At 56.5% G+C, this 18,796-nt stretch carries 14 protein-coding genes; 4 read left to right on the plus strand and 10 right to left on the minus strand.

Translation table 11 applies throughout. The features are described 5' to 3' along the window. The gene (locus DOU50_RS20450) at nucleotides 1-1,128 is read right to left on the minus strand and encodes a slipin family protein (RefSeq protein WP_148770066.1); all 1,128 of its coding nucleotides are present in this window, start codon (nucleotides 1,126-1,128) and stop codon (nucleotides 1-3) included. A 442-nt stretch (nucleotides 1,129-1,570) separates the two neighbouring features. Here DOU50_RS20450 and rtcR point away from each other — a divergent pair, with 442 nt between their 5' ends. The 3 genes from rtcR to DOU50_RS20465 all read left to right on the plus strand — a co-directional run bounded on the left by rtcR (nucleotide 1,571) and on the right by DOU50_RS20465 (nucleotide 4,518). Further along, nucleotides 1,571-3,145 carry an RNA repair transcriptional activator RtcR gene (rtcR, locus tag DOU50_RS20455; protein ID WP_148770067.1) on the plus strand — a complete coding sequence of 525 codons (1,575 nt, stop codon included), beginning with the start codon at nucleotides 1,571-1,573 and terminating at the stop codon, nucleotides 3,143-3,145. A gap of 105 nt (nucleotides 3,146-3,250) precedes the next feature. Beyond that, a complete protein-coding gene (panS, locus tag DOU50_RS20460) occupies nucleotides 3,251-4,195 on the plus strand; it encodes a ketopantoate/pantoate/pantothenate transporter PanS (protein ID WP_148770069.1) in 945 nt (314 codons plus the stop codon). Nucleotides 4,196-4,245: 50 nt separating this feature from the next. Then, nucleotides 4,246-4,518, plus strand: coding sequence for a DUF3811 domain-containing protein (locus DOU50_RS20465; RefSeq protein WP_023309994.1), 273 nt, complete (start codon nucleotides 4,246-4,248; stop codon nucleotides 4,516-4,518). Here the strand turns inward: DOU50_RS20465 and rluF are convergent, their stop codons facing one another. From rluF to metH, 5 genes are all read right to left on the minus strand, one after another. Next, nucleotides 4,519-5,391, minus strand: coding sequence for a 23S rRNA pseudouridine(2604) synthase RluF (gene rluF / locus DOU50_RS20470; protein WP_048990571.1), 873 nt, complete (start codon nucleotides 5,389-5,391; stop codon nucleotides 4,519-4,521). It lies immediately after the preceding gene. 54 nt (nucleotides 5,392-5,445) lie between these two features. Continuing rightward, nucleotides 5,446-5,763, minus strand: a complete 318-nt coding sequence (locus DOU50_RS20475) for a CcdB family protein (RefSeq protein ID WP_024906671.1) — start codon at nucleotides 5,761-5,763, stop codon at nucleotides 5,446-5,448. Beyond that, complete coding sequence (locus tag DOU50_RS20480) at nucleotides 5,763-6,056, minus strand: type II toxin-antitoxin system CcdA family antitoxin (protein ID WP_148770071.1); 294 nt, start codon at nucleotides 6,054-6,056, stop codon at nucleotides 5,763-5,765. Before DOU50_RS20480 ends, DOU50_RS20475 begins: the two co-directional genes overlap by 1 nt. A gap of 95 nt (nucleotides 6,057-6,151) precedes the next feature. Further along, the gene (locus DOU50_RS20485) at nucleotides 6,152-7,783 is read right to left on the minus strand and encodes a Na/Pi cotransporter family protein (protein WP_148770073.1); all 1,632 of its coding nucleotides are present in this window, start codon (nucleotides 7,781-7,783) and stop codon (nucleotides 6,152-6,154) included. 116 nt (nucleotides 7,784-7,899) lie between these two features. Continuing rightward, a complete protein-coding gene (gene metH, locus DOU50_RS20490) occupies nucleotides 7,900-11,583 on the minus strand; it encodes a methionine synthase (RefSeq protein WP_148770075.1) in 3,684 nt (1,227 codons plus the stop codon). A gap of 193 nt (nucleotides 11,584-11,776) precedes the next feature. Between metH and iclR the strand changes: the two genes are divergently transcribed. Next, nucleotides 11,777-12,604 carry a glyoxylate bypass operon transcriptional repressor IclR gene (gene iclR / locus DOU50_RS20495; RefSeq protein WP_075201537.1) on the plus strand — a complete coding sequence of 276 codons (828 nt, stop codon included), beginning with the start codon at nucleotides 11,777-11,779 and terminating at the stop codon, nucleotides 12,602-12,604. Nucleotides 12,605-12,626: 22 nt separating this feature from the next. Here iclR and aceK read toward each other — a convergent pair whose 3' ends face one another. The 4 genes from aceK to metA form a co-directional block, all read right to left on the minus strand. Next, complete coding sequence (gene aceK / locus DOU50_RS20505) at nucleotides 12,627-14,378, minus strand: bifunctional isocitrate dehydrogenase kinase/phosphatase (protein ID WP_148770077.1); 1,752 nt, start codon at nucleotides 14,376-14,378, stop codon at nucleotides 12,627-12,629. Between the two features lie 48 nt (nucleotides 14,379-14,426). Then, nucleotides 14,427-15,731: an isocitrate lyase gene (gene aceA, locus DOU50_RS20510; protein WP_024906665.1), complete on the minus strand. Its 1,305-nt coding sequence runs from the start codon at nucleotides 15,729-15,731 to the stop codon at nucleotides 14,427-14,429. Between the two features lie 31 nt (nucleotides 15,732-15,762). After that, a complete protein-coding gene (gene aceB / locus DOU50_RS20515) occupies nucleotides 15,763-17,364 on the minus strand; it encodes a malate synthase A (protein ID WP_148770079.1) in 1,602 nt (533 codons plus the stop codon). Between the two features lie 270 nt (nucleotides 17,365-17,634). Next, nucleotides 17,635-18,564, minus strand: coding sequence for a homoserine O-acetyltransferase MetA (gene metA, locus DOU50_RS20520; RefSeq protein ID WP_024906663.1), 930 nt, complete (start codon nucleotides 18,562-18,564; stop codon nucleotides 17,635-17,637). Between the last annotated feature and the right edge of the window lie 232 nt (nucleotides 18,565-18,796).

An 18,796-nucleotide genomic window follows, 5' to 3' on the forward strand; every position in this document is an offset into this window, starting at 1 on the left:
TTATCCTTTCAGGTTAACAAGGCCGTGTAATACCTGGTCCAGGCCACCAAATACTGAAATTTTGTCGATACGCTCCGCGACCCTTTCCAGGGTTTCCAGCTCTTTTAAACGCAGCGCCACCGGGTTGTTCTCCATCACCTTTGCGGTGTTTAACAGCGATCGTGTCGCCGCCGTTTCTTCACGTCGGCGAATAACATTCGCCTGGGCCGATTTTTCGGCCTCTACCAGACGGGATAAAATCGTTTTCATATCACCAGGTAAAACAATATCTTTTACCCCAAGCGACGCAATTTCCATTCCAAAGGATGACAGGCGGCCTTGCACCTGTTTGCTGACCACCTCATCAATGATCTGCTTATCTTCCAGTAACTCATCGAGCGTGCGGGTGCCAACCGCCTCACGCAGTGCGAACTGGAGTTCGCGGTACAAATGTTCCAGCGGTTTCGTAAGCTGTCCGCAGGCCTGCAGCACGTCGCTGTAGCGCCAGTTAGCCGCCAGGTTCAGGCGCAGGTTAACTTTGTCCTTCGTCAGGATCTCCTGCCCGCTCACTTCTACTACCTGAAGGCGCGTATCCACTACCTCTGCCTCGACGAGATGGTTAATTTTCCAGTATGCCGTCAGTCCCGGCGGTAACAGTGCCTGAATTTCTCCGTCGATTTTCACCACCCCGACGTGCCAGGCAGGCACCTGTACGACCAGCATCGCGTCGCGCCCTTTTACCGCGCCATTGCGACGCGGCTGCAGAGCAGCATTCATCACGTCCTCCGGCACCCGCACATCGCGGGTATCAATTCTTCGCAGGCTCAACGCCGCATCCTGCTGCCAGTACAGACGACGTGTACAAGGCGGCACAATCTCCTGCAATACTCCGTTGTTCGATAACACCCCGATTTCATCCGCAGTAAGATCAACCGCCAGGCAGTAACGTACCACCCAGTCAGGCTGAAAGCGGCGCAGATAATCCGCCAGCGCACCCGGCACCTCGCTGCCATCCTGGCTCACCACCAGCACGTCGTCAGTATTGAACCAACCCAGACGGTGTTCACCCGCCTCCAGTACCCGGTAATAATCGCCAGCTTTTGCTACCAGTCCTAACTGACCTTTTTTTATCGTGATTTTTTTAGCCATTTTATATTCCTTAAAGTCAGGCGCGGGTGCAGGCACGAAATCACAGGGGAATGCCTTTTCGCCTGCGATCCGGCGCCATTACCGGCGACCTTCATTGGGATTGCTGACTGCGCAATCCCCCGTTTTTACTTTGATGTTTACAACCAGTTTTCATTGGGAGAATGAATCGGGAATCGAACCCTTCTGTCTGTCATTGGTTGACGGAACGCCCCCGGAAAACAGCCTTGCCGTTCCTGGTGCGCCGACGGGGCCTTAACCCCCAGTGTGCTCAACGTCGTGACATTATCTGTATTGCCAGAAGCGTGCCAAAAACAAAAATCGCCGTTTTATTTTTTTATTTTATTGATAATTAATGTTTTTTATTTATCAGGCTTTTCATGCATTGTCGTTCGGCTCAACATTTTTTATCCTGTTATATCGGCAATTATCTTTCTGGATAAACATGAAGAAGCGGAAGGTGGTGATCGGGGTGCTTGGCACCGTGATGGATAAACGGGGAAAGCGGGCTAATCGCTTTCGCAAATGGCGACCGACCGTCGGGCTGTGCCAACAGCCGGATTTCCCGGTCGACAGACTGGAGCTGCTACATCAACCGCGAGATCTCGGCATGGCTCAGCAACTGGCGGAAGATATTGTGCTGGTTTCCCCCCACACCGAGGTGCGTCCCAGCACGGTAATCATTGAAGACCCGTGGGATTTCGAAGAGGTTTATGCCGCGTTTCTCGATTTCGCCACCCAGTACACTTTTGATACCGATCACGAAGAGTATTTCGTCCACATCACCACCGGCACGCATGTGGCGCAGATCTGCTGGTTCCTGCTGACGGAAGCCCGCTATCTTCCCGCCAGCCTTTTGCAGACTGGCCCTGCCAGAAAAGAAGCCTCTGCTGAGGAGACTGCAGCCGGAACTTACTCAATTATCGACCTGGATTTAAGCCGCTACACGACCCTTACCAACCGTTTTCAGCGCGAGCAGCAGCAGTCAATCTCATTTCTGAAAGCGGGCATTGATACGCGAAATGCCACCTTTAACACTCTTATCGACAAGATTGAACGCGTGGCGCTACGTTCAACAGCCCCGATCCTGCTGACCGGCCCCACCGGCGCGGGCAAGTCGTTCCTCGCGAACCGTATTTATCAGCTTAAGCAGTCACGCCATCAAGTTTCCGGCAAGCTGGTTTCCGTCAACTGCGCGACCCTGCGCGGTGATAACGCCATGTCCACGCTGTTCGGCCATGTGAAAGGAGCCTTTACCGGCGCACTGTCGGCGCGCAGCGGCCTGCTGCGTGAAGCCGATGGCGGCGTCCTTTTCCTCGACGAGATTGCCGAACTAGGCCTGGATGAACAGGCGATGCTGCTCAAAGCCATTGAAGAGAAAACTTTTTTCCCGTTTGGCTCCGATAAAGAAGTTCACAGCGATTTTCAACTTATCGCCGGAACCCACCGTGATATGCGCCAGTGGGTGGCCGAGGGACGTTTTCGTGAAGATCTCTATGCCCGTATTAATATGTGGAGCTTTGCCTTGCCAGGCCTTGCCCAACGGAAAGAGGACATCACGCCGAATGTCGACTACGAACTTCAACGTTTCTCTCGCGAAACCCAGACGCAAATCCGCTTCGATAAAGAGGCGCGCGAAGGCTATCTGGCCTTTGCCTGTTCCAGCAGGGCGCTGTGGCGGGGCAACTTTCGCGAACTGAGCGCCAGCGTCGCACGCATGGCGACCCTGGCGGAACGAGGGCGTATTACTCAGGATCTGGTGCTGGAGGAGATCTCACGTCTTCAGACCGACTGGCAAACTGACGTGACGCAGCCTGCAACTGACATGGAGATTGACCTTTTTGACCAGCGGCAACTTGAAACGGTGCTGGAGGTATGTCGCCGCAGCGCATCGTTGTCTGAAGCCGGTCGTGAGCTGTTTGCCGTTTCACGGCTCAAAAAAGCCAATCCTAACGACGCCGACCGACTGCGCAAATATCTGGCTCGCTTTAGTCTGAGCTGGGAAAGCATCCGGTCATAATTCATTTGAATATTACTTCCTTACGCGATAAACAATAACTATAGCCGGGCTCGATCCCGGCTTTTTATAACAAACACATACAACATTCATCGCAAGGAAATCATTATGTTATCCGCTATTACGCGGCTGTTCCCGTTATGGGCGCTGCTGCTCTCCGTACTCGCGTATTACACGCCCACCACGTTCACCGGTATTGGTCCATGGGTCACCACGCTGCTGATGTTGATCATGTTCGGTATGGGCGTGCATCTGAAAGTCGACGACTTCAAACGCGTGCTGTCTCGCCCAGCGCCCGTCGCGGCAGGAATATTTCTGCACTACCTGGTGATGCCGCTCGCGGCGTGGCTGCTGGCGATGGCCTTTAAGATGCCGCCCGACCTTTCCGCCGGGATGGTGCTGGTGGGCAGCGTGGCCAGCGGCACGGCGTCCAACGTCATGATCTATCTGGCGAAAGGTGACGTGGCGCTCTCCGTCACTATCTCGTCCGTCTCTACGCTGGTGGGCGTGATTGCCACGCCGCTGTTAACCCGCCTGTACGTGGATGCGCATATTCAGGTGGACGTGATGGGCATGCTGCTGAGCATTCTGCAAATCGTGGTGATCCCGATTGCGGTGGGGCTGGCCATTCACCATCTTTTCCCGCGAGTGGTGAAGGCCGTTGAGCCATACCTGCCCGCGTTTTCGATGATCTGTATTCTGGCGATCATCAGCGCCGTGGTAGCGGGCTCCGCCTCACACATTGCTTCCGTAGGCTTTGTAGTGATCGTCGCGGTGGTGCTGCATAACACCATTGGTCTGCTGGGCGGCTACTGGGGCGGGAAACTGTTTGGCTTCGACGAATCGACCTGCCGCACGCTGGCTATTGAGGTAGGGATGCAGAACTCCGGCCTGGCGGCGGCGCTTGGTAAAATTTACTTCTCCCCGCTGGCGGCCCTGCCTGGCGCGCTGTTCTCCGTCTGGCACAACCTCTCCGGCTCGCTGCTGGCGGGCTACTGGTCCGGCAAACCGATTGATGAACAAACAAAAAAAGATGCGGTGAAGCAGGGTTAATTTACGCTGCTTGCTTTACACTGAAGCCTCTCTCTCAGGAGGCTTCAGCAATGGCTACACCACGTTTGACCCAGAAAGACATGACCGAAGCCGAGCAGCGCGAACTGAAAACGCTTCTCGACCGCGCCCGTATCGCACATGGCCGCACGCTGACGAACGCCGAAACCAATCAGGTGAAAAAAGAGTACATCGATAAGCTGATGGCGCAGCGTGACGCCGCGGCGAAAAAAGCCCGCAAGCTGAAAAAAGAGCAGGCTTATAAACCGGATGCAGAGGCGACCTTTTCCTGGTCGGCCACAACGTCTACCCGTGGAAGGCGCTAATCAGCGCCCTTTCTTTTTGCGCCCCGGCTGGGTAAAGCGTTTTCCGTTGCCCGGCTTGCCGCGCCCTTTCTCTTCCGCCTGCGGCGCCTTCACCACCGGGCGCTTAATCGCCTGGGTTTTCGGTTTGGCTTTGGCCTTCGGCTTCGCTTCGGACGAGGAATTCTCGATAAGCTTGAACAGCTCGATCAGTTCGTCGTCCGTTAAGTCGCGCCATTCGCCCAGCGGAATGCCGGACAGGCTGACGTTCATGATGCGCGTGCGCTCAAGCTTCGTCACTTCATAACCGAAATGTTCGCACATGCGGCGGATCTGGCGGTTTAAGCCCTGCACCAGGGTAATGCGGAACGCGAACGGCGCTTCTTTCTTCACCTTACACTTTTTCGTAACGGTACCAAGGATCGGCACACCGGCGCCCATACCGCGAATAAAGTCGTCCGTGACCGGCTTATTTACCGTCACAATGTACTCTTTCTCGTGATCGTTACCGGCACGCAGGATCTTGTTGACCAGATCGCCGTGGTTGGTGAGGAAAATCAGCCCCTGAGAGTCTTTATCCAGACGGCCAATCGGGAAGATACGGCTGCTGTGGTTCACGAAATCAACGATGTTGTCCCGCTCACCGTCTTCCGTGGTGCTGACAATCCCAACCGGTTTGTTCAACGCGATAAACACCAGGTCTTCAGCATCACGCGGTTCGATGACCTGACCATTCACTTTAACCACATCGCCAGGCACCACCTGATCGCCGATGGTGGCGCGTTTGCCGTTAAGAAACACGTTACCTTGTTCAATGTAACGGTCAGCCTCGCGACGTGAGCAGATCCCGCTCTCGCTAATGTATTTGTTTAATCGGGTTGATTGAGTTGGCAGCATAGTTTCTCCTGTGAAGGGCGAAATATACCTTACCTTGCGGCTGACAAAAAAGTGTTAGTAACCGTTGATCAAAAAATCGAGTGCATCCCGCAATGAAGCCCGGTTTTGCGTTAGATCGGCGACACGCTCGCCTAACTCTTTTGGCGATATGCCTGCCATCATGTGCATCATTACTACACAGGGTATACCCGCTATCTCAACGACAGGGCACACTTTCGCAGGTGGCTGAATGCCTCCCAGATGGCTAAGTTCAACTGCGGGGGCGACCAGAACATGCTTCATCACATTAGCCACGGGATGCTGCATATTGATTAGCCAGGGATAGGCAGTTTTCCCCTTACCTTCATTCTCATAAGCAAAATATTGCTCCATCAGAACGACCTCTGAAAGTCACTAAAGGAGCCGTTTTCATCAACCCATTGGTTAATGGCCTCGATAGAAGCTTTATTTTCTGCTAACCACTCTGCACGCTGATGCGCACGAAACTGCTCCTGCAGTGCAGCCGTGAGCACGGCAGAGAGATTAAGTTTAAGCCGTCGCGCCTCTTCAAGGATTTCAGGTGCTAACGACACGTTGACTGATTTTTTAATGCCATGAGTAGTGCGCATGCAAACCCCCATCGGAATGCGCATGAATTGGCGAAGTGTAGCGTAATAAACGACCATTTTCTATTCCCTAAAAAACGTAAGGTCTGAAGGGTAAATGGCGCTTGATAAGGTGTCACGCCTCGCAACAAGGTTTTGCGAGGCGCTTTCAGAGATTAATACTCATCCCGCTCGTCGTCTTCATCCGGCTGTTCCATCACGCTGTACGCCACCGCGCAGAACAACGAGTTGAGACGCTTCATATCGCCCAGCAGTCCCAGGTGGAGTGAGCTGGTTTCGATACTCTGCACGTTCTGCTGGTGCAGACGCTCAACGTGGGCGTGCGAGTAGCGGCGGTTCAGAATACGGAAACGATGCTTGTTGCGGCGCAGGCGGCGCGCGCTCGGCACATCGCTGGAGAAGAATACCGACATCGCCAGCTTGAGGTTGCTGACCAGCTGTTCGTGCAGCGCTTCCAGCTCCTTCAGGCCTTCACCTGAAAACGCACGACGCGCGGCAAGGGATTTGTCGGCGATCTCGCTGCCCATGCGTTCAACGATATCCGAAGCCTGCTCAAGGTTAAGCGACATCTCGATAATTTCCGCCCAGCGGCGGGACTCCTCTTCCGCCAGCTCGTCCTGCGGCATGCGCGCCAGGTAAAGCTTGATGGCGGTATAGAGCACGTTGATATCGTCAGCTAACCTGCGCAGCTCTTTCTCTTCACGCGGCTCGCCGTGCATCACCTTTTGCAGACCTTCGAGCATGGTTTCCATCGCGTCGCCCATGCGCAACGTCTCGCGCGCGGCATTCGCCAGCGCCAGCGCCGGGGTATCCAGCGCGGACGTATCCAGGTGCTTCGGTTTCAGGCGCGCATCCAGCTCCGGTTCGTCCTGAATGAGGCGTTCGCAGAAGCGGGCCATCGACCCGGCAAAAGGTACCATCGCCAGGCAGCGCACCAGGTTGTAGAACACGTGGAAATAGATCACCAGCTCCGCTTTCGGCAGCGGGAGGTTGTCCATCAGGTTCGCCAGCGGGTGGATAAAGGGCAGGATAATCAGGCTGCCCACCAGCTTAAACAGCAGGCTGCCGAGGGCCACACGGCGGGCGGCGGCGTTGGCCGCGCTGTTATTGAGCATCGCCAGCAGGCCCGAGCCGAGGTTGGCACCGATCACCAGGCACAGCGCGACCGGGAAGGAGATCGCCCCGGCCGCGGTGAGTGTGGCCGTCAGCAGCACGGCCGCCAGGCTGGAGTAGCTGACGATAGCAAACACCGCGCCAATCAGAGCATCCAGCATAATGTCCCCGGTCAGGGAGGCGAAGATGACCTGAACACCGTTGGCTTCGGTAATAGGCGTGACCGCCTGCACAATCAGCTCCAGCGCCAGCAGGATCAGCCCCAGGCCAATCCCTACGCGCCCGAGCTGACCGGCGCGGGTCTGTTTGCGGCCGAGGAAGAAGATCACGCCTATAAAAATCAGCAGCGGTGACAGCCAGGAGAGATCGAAGGTCAGAACACGCGCCATCAACGCGGTGCCCACGTCCGCCCCCAGCACAATCACCAGCGCCGGGGCCAGCGCCACCAGATCCTGCGCCACAAAGGAGGTGACAAGCAGGGTCGTGGCGTTGCTGCTCTGAACCAGTGCCGTTACGCCAATACCCGCGCAGAAGGCGAGCGGCTTCTTCTCAACGCTGCTGCTGAGAACGGTACGTAAGCGCGCGCCAAAAACGCGCATCACGCCGGTACGGACGATATGGGTGCCCCATACGAGCAGTGCGACTGCAGAGAGCAGATGTAACAGGGTCAGCACGGAAGGTTTTCCTCCTTATCGTTATTCGTTTTCCATAGGTTCAGTATAAGGGTTTAAGCGTAAGAAAGAGACAAGGCACCATTGAGGTGCCCTGTTTGTTGTAAGGAAAAGTGATTTTAGTCGGCGTCGTAGCCGAGATTAGGGGCCAGCCAGCGCTCCACTTCTGATACGCTCATCCCTTTGCGCAAGGCGTAATCTTCGATCTGATCCCGCTGCAGCTGCGCCACGGCAAAGTACTTGCTGTCCGGATGACTGAAGTACCAGCCTGAAACTGACGCACCCGGCCACATGGCGAACGACTCGGTGAGCTTCATCCCGGTATGGGCTTCGACGTCCAGCAGTTGCCAGATCGTGCCCTTTTCGGTGTGCTCCGGGCAGGCCGGATAGCCCGGTGCCGGACGAATCCCCTGGTAGTTTTCGCGGATCAGCTCCTCGTTGCTGAGGTTTTCATTCGCCGCGTAGCCCCAGTGCACCTTACGCACGCGCTCGTGCAGGTACTCGGCGAAGGCTTCCGCCAGGCGGTCGGCGATCGCTTTCACCATGATTTTATTGTAATCGTCGTGCTGCGCTTCGAACGCGTCCGCCAGGGCATCTTCTTCCAGACCGCCGGTCACGGCAAAGGCGCCAATATAATCGGCTTTACCGCTCAGCTTCGGCGCGACAAAATCGGCCAGGCAGTAGTTGGCAAAGCCCACTTTCTCGGTTTGCTGACGTAGATGGCGGCTGACCGCCAGTACGTGAGTGCGGGTTTCATCGCGGTAAATTTCGATGTCGTCACCCACGCGGTTAGCCGGGAACAGCCCCACCACGCCCCGTGGGTTGAGGGTTTTCTCTGCGCTCAGCGTGTCGAGCATGTCGTTGGCATCTTTAAACAGGCGCTTCGCCTCCTCGCCTACCACCTCATCCTCCAGGATGCGCGGATATTTACCCGCCAGCGACCAGGTCATAAAGAACGGCGTCCAGTCGATGTAGTTGCGCAGCGTCTCGATGCTGGCACTGACCTCCTGAACGCCCAGGCGATGCGCGACCGGCGGCGTATAGCTCGACCAGTCAAAGGCCAGATCGTTGTCGCGCGCCGCCTGGAGTGAAACAGGCGGGGTGCGCGGCTTCTTACGGCCGTGCTGGATGCGGACGGTTTCGTACTCTTTGCGGGTGCGCGCCACAAACTCGTCGCGCTGGGTGTCAGAGAGCAGCGCGGAGACCACGCCCACGGTGCGCGAGGCGTTCTGCACGTACACCGTCGGCCCGCTGTAGTTCTGCTCGATTTTCACCGCCGTGTGCGCTTTGGAGGTGGTCGCCCCGCCAATCAGCAGCGGAATGGTGAAGCCCTGACGCTCCATCTCCTTCGCCACGTTGACCATTTCGTCGAGCGACGGGGTGATCAGCCCGGAGAGGCCAATCAGGTCAGCATTCACTTCGCGCGCGGTCTTGAGGATTTTATCCGCCGGGACCATCACGCCGAGGTCGATAATTTCGTAGTTATTACACTGCAGCACCACGCCAACGATGTTCTTGCCGATGTCGTGCACATCGCCCTTCACGGTGGCAATGACCATCTTGCCGTTGCTGGAACCTTTCTCTTTGCTGGCTTCGATGTAGGGCTCAAGATACGCCACTGCCTGCTTCATCACGCGGGCGGATTTCACCACCTGCGGCAGGAACATCTTGCCTTCGCCAAACAGATCGCCGACCACGTTCATGCCGTCCATCAGCGGGCCTTCAATGACCTCAATCGGGCGGGCTGCCTGCTGGCGCGCCTCTTCGGTATCGAGCTCGATAAATTCGGTAATGCCTTTAACCAGCGAGTATTCCAGACGCTTTTTCACGTCCCAGGAACGCCACTCGGCCTGCTGAACGTTTGCCGCCTCATCCGATTTGCTGCCGCGGTATTTCTCCGCCAGGTCCAGCATGCGCTCGGTGGCGTCGTCGCGGCGGTTAAGGATCACGTCCTCGACGGCATCGCGCAGCTCGGCAGGAAGGTCGTCGTAAATCGCCAGCTGTCCGGCGTTAACGATCCCCATGTCCATGCCGTTGCGGATGGCGTAGTAGAGGAACACGGCGTGGATCGCTTCACGCACCGGGTCGTTACCGCGGAACGAGAACGACACGTTCGATACGCCGCCGGAAATCAGCGCATGCGGCAGCTCGCGCTTGATGTCCTCGCACGCGCCGATAAAGTCCTGGGCATAGTTATTATGCTCTTCGATGCCGGTCGCCACGGCGAAGATGTTCGGGTCAAAGATGATGTCTTCCGGCGGGAAGCCCACCTCTTCGGTCAAAATCTTGTACGCGCGGCGGCAAATCTCGATTTTGCGCTCGCGGGTATCCGCCTGGCCCACTTCGTCAAAGGCCATGACCACCACGGCGGCACCGTAGCGGCGGACCATTTTCGCGTGGTGGATAAAGATATCAACGCCCTCTTTCATCGAGATAGAGTTGACGATGCCTTTACCCTGAATGCACTTCAGCCCTTTTTCGATGACTTCCCATTTGGAGGAGTCAATCATGATCGGCACGCGGGCGATGTCCGGCTCACCGGCGATCAGGTTGAGGAAACGCACCATCGCCGCTTCGGCGTCGAGCATCCCCTCATCCATGTTGATATCGATAATCTGCGCGCCGCTTTCCACCTGCTGGCGGGCGACGTCCAGCGCTTCGCTGTACTTCTCTTCTTTGATCAGGCGTTTAAACTTCGCGGAACCGGTGACGTTCGTACGCTCACCCACGTTCACAAACAGGCTATCGTCGCCAATGGTCAACGGCTCGAGTCCGGAAAGGCGACAGGCAACCGGCAGCTCGGGCAGCTTGCGCGGCGGCAGTCCGGCGACGGCGTTGCTCATGGCCGCGATGTGCTCCGGCGTGGTGCCGCAACAGCCGCCGACAATGTTCAGGAAGCCAGACTCGGCCCACTCGCGGATTTGCGCCGCCATGGTGTCGGCATCGAGATCGTATTCACCGAACGCGTTCGGCAGACCGGCGTTCGGGTGGGCAGTGACGTAGCATTCCGCGATACGGGAAAGCTCCTGCACGTACTGGCGCAGTTCATCCGGCCCCAGCGCGCAGTTAAGGCCAAAGGAGAGCGCTTCGGCGTGGCGCAGGGAGTTATAAAACGCTTCGGTTGTCTGGCCGGACAGGGTACGGCCAGAGGCGTCGGTGATGGTGCCGGAAATCATGATCGGCAGGTCAACGCCCAGCGCCTCAAACTCCTCTTTCACCGCGTAAATTGCGGCTTTGGCGTTGAGGGTGTCGAAGACGGTTTCAATCAGGATCAGGTCGGAGCCGCCTTCCACCAGCGCTCTGGTCGATTCGCGGTAGGCGGCGACCAGCTGGTCAAAGGTGATGTTACGAAACGCCGGGTCGTTGACGTCCGGTGAAATCGACGCGGTGCGGTTCGTCGGGCCAAGCACCCCGGCAACGTAGCGCGGCTTGTCCGGCGTGAGGGCCGTCCACTCGTCGGCGCAGGCGCGCGCCAGCTTCGCGGCTTCCAGGTTAATTTCCGCCGACAGGGATTCCATCTGGTAATCCGCCATGGCGATGGTTGTCGAGTTGAAGGTGTTGGTTTCAACGATATCCGCACCCGCTTCGAAGTAGGCGTTGTGGATATCCTTAATCACGGACGGCTTGCTGAGCACCAGCAGGTCGTTGTTCCCTTTCAGGTCGCATGGCCAGTCGGCAAAGCGCTCGCCGCGGAAATCGTCTTCACTCAGACGATAGCTCTGGATCATGGTGCCCATGCCGCCGTCCAGCACCAGAATTCGTTCATTTAACTGCGCACGCAGTTGCTCTACTTTGCTGCTCACACTTGCTCCCGACAACGCTCAACAAGGCCAAAAGGCTGGGTTCCATACTGGCATAATCTCGCAGGGTGGAAAAGCCACTCAGGGGTAACATGAGACATGTTCACCATCACTCCTCCGATCAGTCAGGATAACGGTTGCAAATTCACCAAATAAAACGAAAATGATTTCCACGATACAGAAAAAGGAGATCGTCATGGTCGCGACCGTTCCCGCCAAACGCGGCAGAAAGCCTGCTGCCACCACCGCCGCACAACAGGGCGGACAGGTTCAATCGCTCACGCGCGGTCTGAAGCTGCTGGAGTGGATAGCCGAGTCGCACAGCAGCGTGGCCCTGACGGAGCTGGCCCAGCAGGCTGGCCTGCCGAACTCCACAACGCACCGTCTGCTGACCACCATGCAGCAGCTGGGCTTTGTGCGTCAGGTGGGCGAGCTGGGGCACTGGGCTGTGGGCGCGCACGCGTTTATCGTCGGCAGCAGCTTCCTGCAGAGCCGCAACCTGCTGGCGATTGTGCACCCGATTCTGCGCAAGCTGATGGAGGAGTCCGGCGAGACGGTAAACCTGGCGGTACTGGACCAGAGCGACCATCAGGCGATTATCATCGACCAGGTGCAGTGCACGCAGCTGATGCGCATGTCCGCACCGATTGGCGGCAAGCTGCCGATGCACGCGTCCGGGGCGGGGAAAGCATTTCTCTCGCAGCTGAGCGAGGAGCAGGTGACGGGGCTGCTGCACCGTAAAGGGCTGCACGCCTATACCCACGCCACCCTGGTGTCGCCCGTGCATCTGAAAGAAGACCTGGCCCTGACCCGCAAGCGCGGCTATTCGTTTGATGATGAAGAACATGCCCTGGGCCTGCGCTGCCTCGCGGCCTGCATTTTTGACGAGCACCGCGAGCCGTTTGCCGCCATCTCCATCTCCGGGCCGATTTCGCGCATGACCGACGACCGCGTGACCGAGCTCGGTGCGCTGGTGATTAAGGCGGCGAAAGAGGTGACGCTGGCGTACGGTGGGATTCGTTAAAATTGAGTGCGGCCTGATGCCCTCACCCCGGCCCTCTCCCAAAGGGAGAGGGAGAAAAGCGGATGCAAAACCGCTGCTTGCGGCGGTATGCATACACATCTTCCACGTGCCCATTTTTGATCCGCGTTTGCAGTCCGCGCCAGTAGCTGGCGCGGAACAGATCGGCATGCATCTCTTCGAATAGCGGTCCGATGCGCGGGTCGGCACACAGCCAGTGGCGAAACTCCTCCGGAAACACATCGCCCGGCGAGACGCTGTACCACGGCTCACCGGAAAGCTCATCTTCCGGGTAGCGGGGCGGTGGGATATCGCGGAAATTCACTTCGGTCATGTAGCAAATTTCGTCGTAATCGTAGAACACCACCCGCCCGTGTCGGGTGACGCCGAAGTTTTTAAACAGCATGTCGCCCGGGAAAATATTGGCGGCGGCAAGCTGGCGAATCGCGTTGCCGTACTCTTCAATGGCATCCCGCAGCGCCTGACCTTCGGACTGCTCAAGCCAGATATTCAGCGGCACCATGCGGCGCTCAATATAGAGATGGCTAATCACGATTTTGTCACCCAGATCGGTGATTTTCGCGGGCGCTTCCTGCATCAACAGCGCCATGAGCGCTGGGTCGATCTGCTGTTTATCCAGCACAAAGTTTTCGAATTCCTGAGTATCCGCCATGCGCCCGACGCGATCGTGCTCTTTAACCAGCTGATAGCAAGCGCGAACGTGCGCGGCGGTCATCTCTTTCTGCGGGGCGAATCTGTCCTTAATCACCTTAAAGACCCGGTCGAAGCCCGGCAGCGTAAAGACCAGCATCACCATACCGCGAATGCCTGGCGCTTCGATAAACTGCTCATCGGCCGTGGTGACATAGCGCAGGTACTCCCGATAGCTTTCCGTCTTGGCGTGCTTCTGGCAGCCAATGGCCATATACAGCTCGGCGGTGGTTTTACCCGGCAGGATCTCGCGCAGCCACTCCACCAGCGCGGCAGGCAGCGGGGCGTACACCATGAAATAAGAGCGGGCGAAACCAAACACGATGCTGGCCTCGGCGCCGGTGGTCAGGCAGGTATCGACAAACAGTTCCCCGTCGTCGGTACGGTGAATCGGCAGCAGAAACGGCACAATGGCGGTTGGCGTAACCAGTTTGCCCACCAGCCAGGCGGCTTTATTGCGGTAGAAAAGCTCGTTGGCCACCTGCAAATGGCTGTGGCTGAGCACCTCCGCGCCGAAGGCTTCATTGAGATGGGCGTAGATATAGCCGATATCCCGGGTTTTATTCTCCCAGGGCAGGCGCAGCGGCAAATCCGTTAGCACGCGGTGCAGGAGCTTTTCCCATCCGCGATCGGGAAAGAAATCTTTCGCCAGCGGACGTGGGATGGTTCGAAAGCGACGCTCGGGCTGGGAGCTGAAGATAAATAACCGCTCAGGAGATAATGAGCGGTGGTCAAATAACCGGCAATAGACGGAGTTGAAAAAGCTCTCCGCAATCTCGAAGCGAGGGTAGTCGGGTAACAAATGGGTGTAGTGCTCCTTCACGCGCAGTAAAAATTCCGCGTCGGGACTTTTACCGTCGGTAATACAGCGCAGCTGCTCCACCACCAGACCCACGTGGTGATCATAGAGATGGATACGCTGCTTCATGGCCTGCTGAACCGCATGCCAGTCTGCATGTTCAAAGCGCTGCTGCGCGCCGGATGTCACTTCAAGAAAACGACCATACTGGGCATCAAAGCCCTGCAAAATAGTTTGGGCAATCAGTAATTCCAGGCCACGCGACATATATTCCCCTTACCCAACCCTCTCCCCAGAGGGGAGAGGGGGAAAAGATTAGAACTGTGCTTCTTCCGTTGAACCCGTTAAGGCGGTGACGGAGGAGGTGCCGCCCTGAATAATCGTGGTCACATTATCAAAGTAGCCGGTTCCCACCTCCTGCTGGTGAGACACGAAGGTGTAGCCGTCTTTACCCGCGGCAAACTCCGGCTGCTGCACCTTCTCAACGTAGTGCTTCATGCCCTCACCCTGCGCGTAGGCGTGCGCCAGGTCGAACATGTTAAACCACATGCTGTGGATGCCTGCCAGAGTAATGAACTGGTATTTGTAGCCCATGTCGGACAGCTGCTGCTGGAAGCTGGCGATCGTTTTGTCATCCAGCTTTTTCTGCCAGTTGAAGGACGGCGAGCAGTTGTAGGCCAGCAGCTTGCCCGGGTATTTCGCGTGGATGGCGTCGGCAAATCGTTTTGCCAGCGCCAGATCCGGCGTGGAGGTTTCACACCAGACCAGGTCCGCATAAGGCGCGTACGCCAGACCGCGGCTGATCGCCTGCTCAATGCCGGCATGTGTGCGGTAGAAGCCTTCGCTGGTACGCTCGCCGGTGATGAATTCGCTATCGTACGGGTCGCAGTCAGAGGTGATCAGGTCAGCCGCGTCGGCATCGGTACGGGCAATCACCAGCGTCGGCACGCCGAGCACGTCAGCAGCCAGACGCGCGGCAACCAGCTTCTGCACGGCTTCCTGGGTAGGAACGAGCACCTTACCGCCCATGTGTCCGCATTTCTTCACTGACGCCAGCTGGTCTTCGAAGTGAACGGCCGCTGCACCGGCCTCAATCATCGATTTCATCAGCTCGAAGGCATTCAGCACGCCGCCGAAGCCCGCTTCCGCATCCGCGACGATCGGCAGGAAGTAGTCAATAAAGCGCGGATCGCCAGGTTCGATACCGGCAGCCCACTGGATCTGATCCGCACGGCGGAAGGTATTGTTGATCCGATCCACAACCGACGGCACGGAGTTAGCCGGATAGAGCGACTGATCCGGGTACATGCTGGAGGCCAGGTTGGCGTCCGCCGCAACCTGCCAGCCGGAGAGGTAAATCGCCTCAATACCGGCCTTCGCCTGCTGCAGCGCCTGACCGCCGGTCAGCGCGCCGAGGCTGTTGATGTAGCCCTTTTTAGAGCCACCGTGCAGCAGCTTCCACATTTTCGCCGCGCCATTTTGCGCCAGCGTGCATTCCGGATTGACCGAGCCGCGTAATTTCACCACTTCCTCCGCGCTGTAAGGACGGCGGATGCCTTCCCAGCGAGGTTGTGTCCACTCTTTCTTTAACTCTTCGATTTGTTGGGTACGGGTTTTCATGTGCAGATGCTCCATATTGTTATGTGGTGAGTTACGCCAGGAAGCGGTAGCCCGGCAGGGTCAGGAAGTCGATTAAGTCATCTGATGTGGTGATTTGCTCCATCAGGCGCGCAGCGTCGTCAAAACGCCCGCTGCTGAAGCGGTGTTCGCCCAGCTCGTCCTGGATCACCCGCATCTCTTCGGCCAGCATCTGGCGGAACAGAGATTTGGTCACCGGCTTGCCGTTGCTGAGCGTTTTTTGATGGTGGATCCACTGCCAGATGGAGGTACGTGAGATCTCTGCCGTCGCGGCATCTTCCATCAGGCCGTAGATCGGCACGCAGCCGTTGCCGGAGATCCACGCTTCGATGTATTGCACGGCGACGCGAATATTGGCACGCATGCCCTCTTCCGTCCGCTCGCCCGCACACGGAGCCAGCAGCTGTTCTTCAGCCGTTGGGGCATCCTCTTCGCGCGTAACAAACAGCTGGTTTTTATTGTCACCGAGTACGCGGTTGAAGACCTCCATCGCCGTATCGGCCAGGCCGGGATGGGCAATCCACGTGCCGTCGTGACCGTTACGGGCTTCAAGCTCTTTGTCGGCCTTCACCTTGTTGAGCACCTGATTGTTGCGCTCTGCGTCTTTGCTCGGGATAAATGCCGCCATGCCGCCCATCGCAAAGGCACCGCGCTTGTGGCAGGTTTTGATCAGCAGACGCGAGTAGGCGCTCAGGAACGGTTTATCCATGGTCACGACCTGGCGATCCGGCAGCACGCGATCGGAATAGTTTTTCAGGGTTTTGATGTAGCTGAAAATATAGTCCCAGCGTCCGCAGTTCAGGCCAACAATGTGGTCTCTCAGGGCGTGCAGAATTTCATTCATCTGGAACACGGCGGGCAGCGTTTCAATCAGCAGCGTGGCCTTGATGGTGCCCCGCGGCAGGTTGAAACGATCTTCCGCATAGCTGAAGACCTCGCTCCACCAGGCCGCTTCCTGCCAGGCCTGCGTTTTTGGCAGATAGAAATAGGGGCCGCTGCCTTTTGCCAGCAGGTTCTTGTAGTTGTGGAAGAAATAGAGTGCGAAATCAAACAGGCTGCCCGGAATGGCTTCCCCACGCCAGGTGACATGTTTTTCAGGCAGATGCAGCCCGCGTACGCGGCAGATCAGCACCGCCGGGTTCGGTTTGAGCTGGTAAATTTTGCCGGCTTCGTTGGTATAGCTAATGGTGCCGTTCACGGCGTCGCGCAGGTTGATCTGCCCATCGATAACTTTGTTCCAGTCTGGCGCCAGTGAGTCCTCAAAATCGGCCATAAAGACTTTAACGTTGGCGTTCATGGCGTTGATCACCATTTTGCGCTCTACCGGACCGGTGATCTCAACGCGACGATCCTGTAAATCTTCAGGGATGCCGCGGATTTTCCACTCGCCACGGCGAATGGAAGCGGTTTCCGAAATAAAACCAGGCAACTTGCCGTTATCAATTTCCTGCTGCTGATGAATACGTGCCGCCAGCAGCTTATTGCGCTGCGGCGTAAAGCGGGTCACCAGTTCAGTCAGAAATTCTACCGCTTCCGCCGTCAAAACTTGCTGTTCTTGCTCGCCATACGGCTGGGTAAAGGCCAGTTCATCGACCGTCGTTGCCTGTTGAGTCATTACTCTGCTCCTCATCAAAGATCCAAAATCACGCTCCCGATGCGAACGAAAGATCGTTGGGTAGTTTTCGCTCAGCAGAATTAAGACTATCTCTATTTTTTCCAAAATCAAAAACAATTTCCATTTTAATTGTTAATTGCAACTAATTAATTGATTTTATTGAGATTAAAGTTTGACTGAATGATGAGTGGTATTTCGGAAATAAAAAAGGCACCCGAAGGTGCCTGATTTGAATAGCTGAAACGCTTTAGGATCGTTTAGTGCAGACGATTACTCCAGCGTTGGATTCATGTGACGCAGATCGTATGGCGTTATCTGATAGACGTAATAGTTGAGCCAGTTAGTGAAAAGCAAATTCCCGTGGCTGCGCCAGGTTGCTCTCGGTTTGTTTTGCGGATCGTCTTTCGGGAAATAGTTGTACGGCACATCCGGATTAAGACCCGCTTCGACATCACGGAAATACTCTGACGCAAGGGTATGCGGATCGTACTCAGGATGCCCGGTTACGAATGCAATGCGTTTATCCTTGCTGGCAAACAGATAAGCATCTCCATCTTCCGTTTCGGCCAGGATCTCCAGATCGGTGTAATCACGAATCAGCTGGGCCGGGAAGTCAGCGTAGCGAGAATGCGGGGCCAGGAAAGAATCATCAAACCCGCGCGTCAGCAACGCATGTGGATGGAGAATATGGTGTTCGTATACGCCGGAGAGCTTTTCAGTGCGGGTTTGCTTGGGGATGCCATAGAGAATATTCAGTGCGGCTTGTACCGCCCAACAGACAAACAATGTGGACGTGACGTGATCTTTTGCCCACTCCAGCACCTGTTTGATTTGCGGCCAGTAGGCGACATCGTTAAATTCAACCAGACCCAGCGGCGCACCGGTCACAATCAGTCCGTCGAAGTTTTCACCCTGGATGTCATCGAAGTTGCAGTAGAAGTTGTTCAGATGCTCAGAAGGCGTGTTACGTGACTCACGGGCGTCGATTCGCAGCAGCTGGATATCGACCTGCAGCGGGGAGTTCGACAGAAGACGCAGGAACTGGTTTTCTGTTTCGATCTTTTTTGGCATCAGATTGAGAATAAGCACCTTCAGCGGGCGAATTTCCTGACCTGTCGCACGCGAAGCCGTCATGACGAAGACGTTTTCTTCACGCAAGAAATTGACGGCTGGTAGCTCGTCCTGCACCCGAATCGGCATAGCTTTATATCCTCACAGCATACGTATAAACGTTTAGACATCCAGATAGCTAACGATACCCAGAAATGGTTTGAATGTCGAGTCTGCAAGCAGAAGGTGAGAAAGTTTCAAGGAAGGGGAAAGACAAAAGCAAAAAACCCCGCACCTTACGGTACGGGGTTCTTCTAATTGATGCCTGGCAGTTCCCTACTCTCACATGGGGAGACCCCACACTACCATCGGCGCTACGGCG

Origin of the sequence: Enterobacter sp. C6 (assembly GCF_008122455.1) — a bacterium.
Taxonomy (GTDB): Bacteria; Pseudomonadota; Gammaproteobacteria; order Enterobacterales; family Enterobacteriaceae; genus Enterobacter; species Enterobacter pseudoroggenkampii.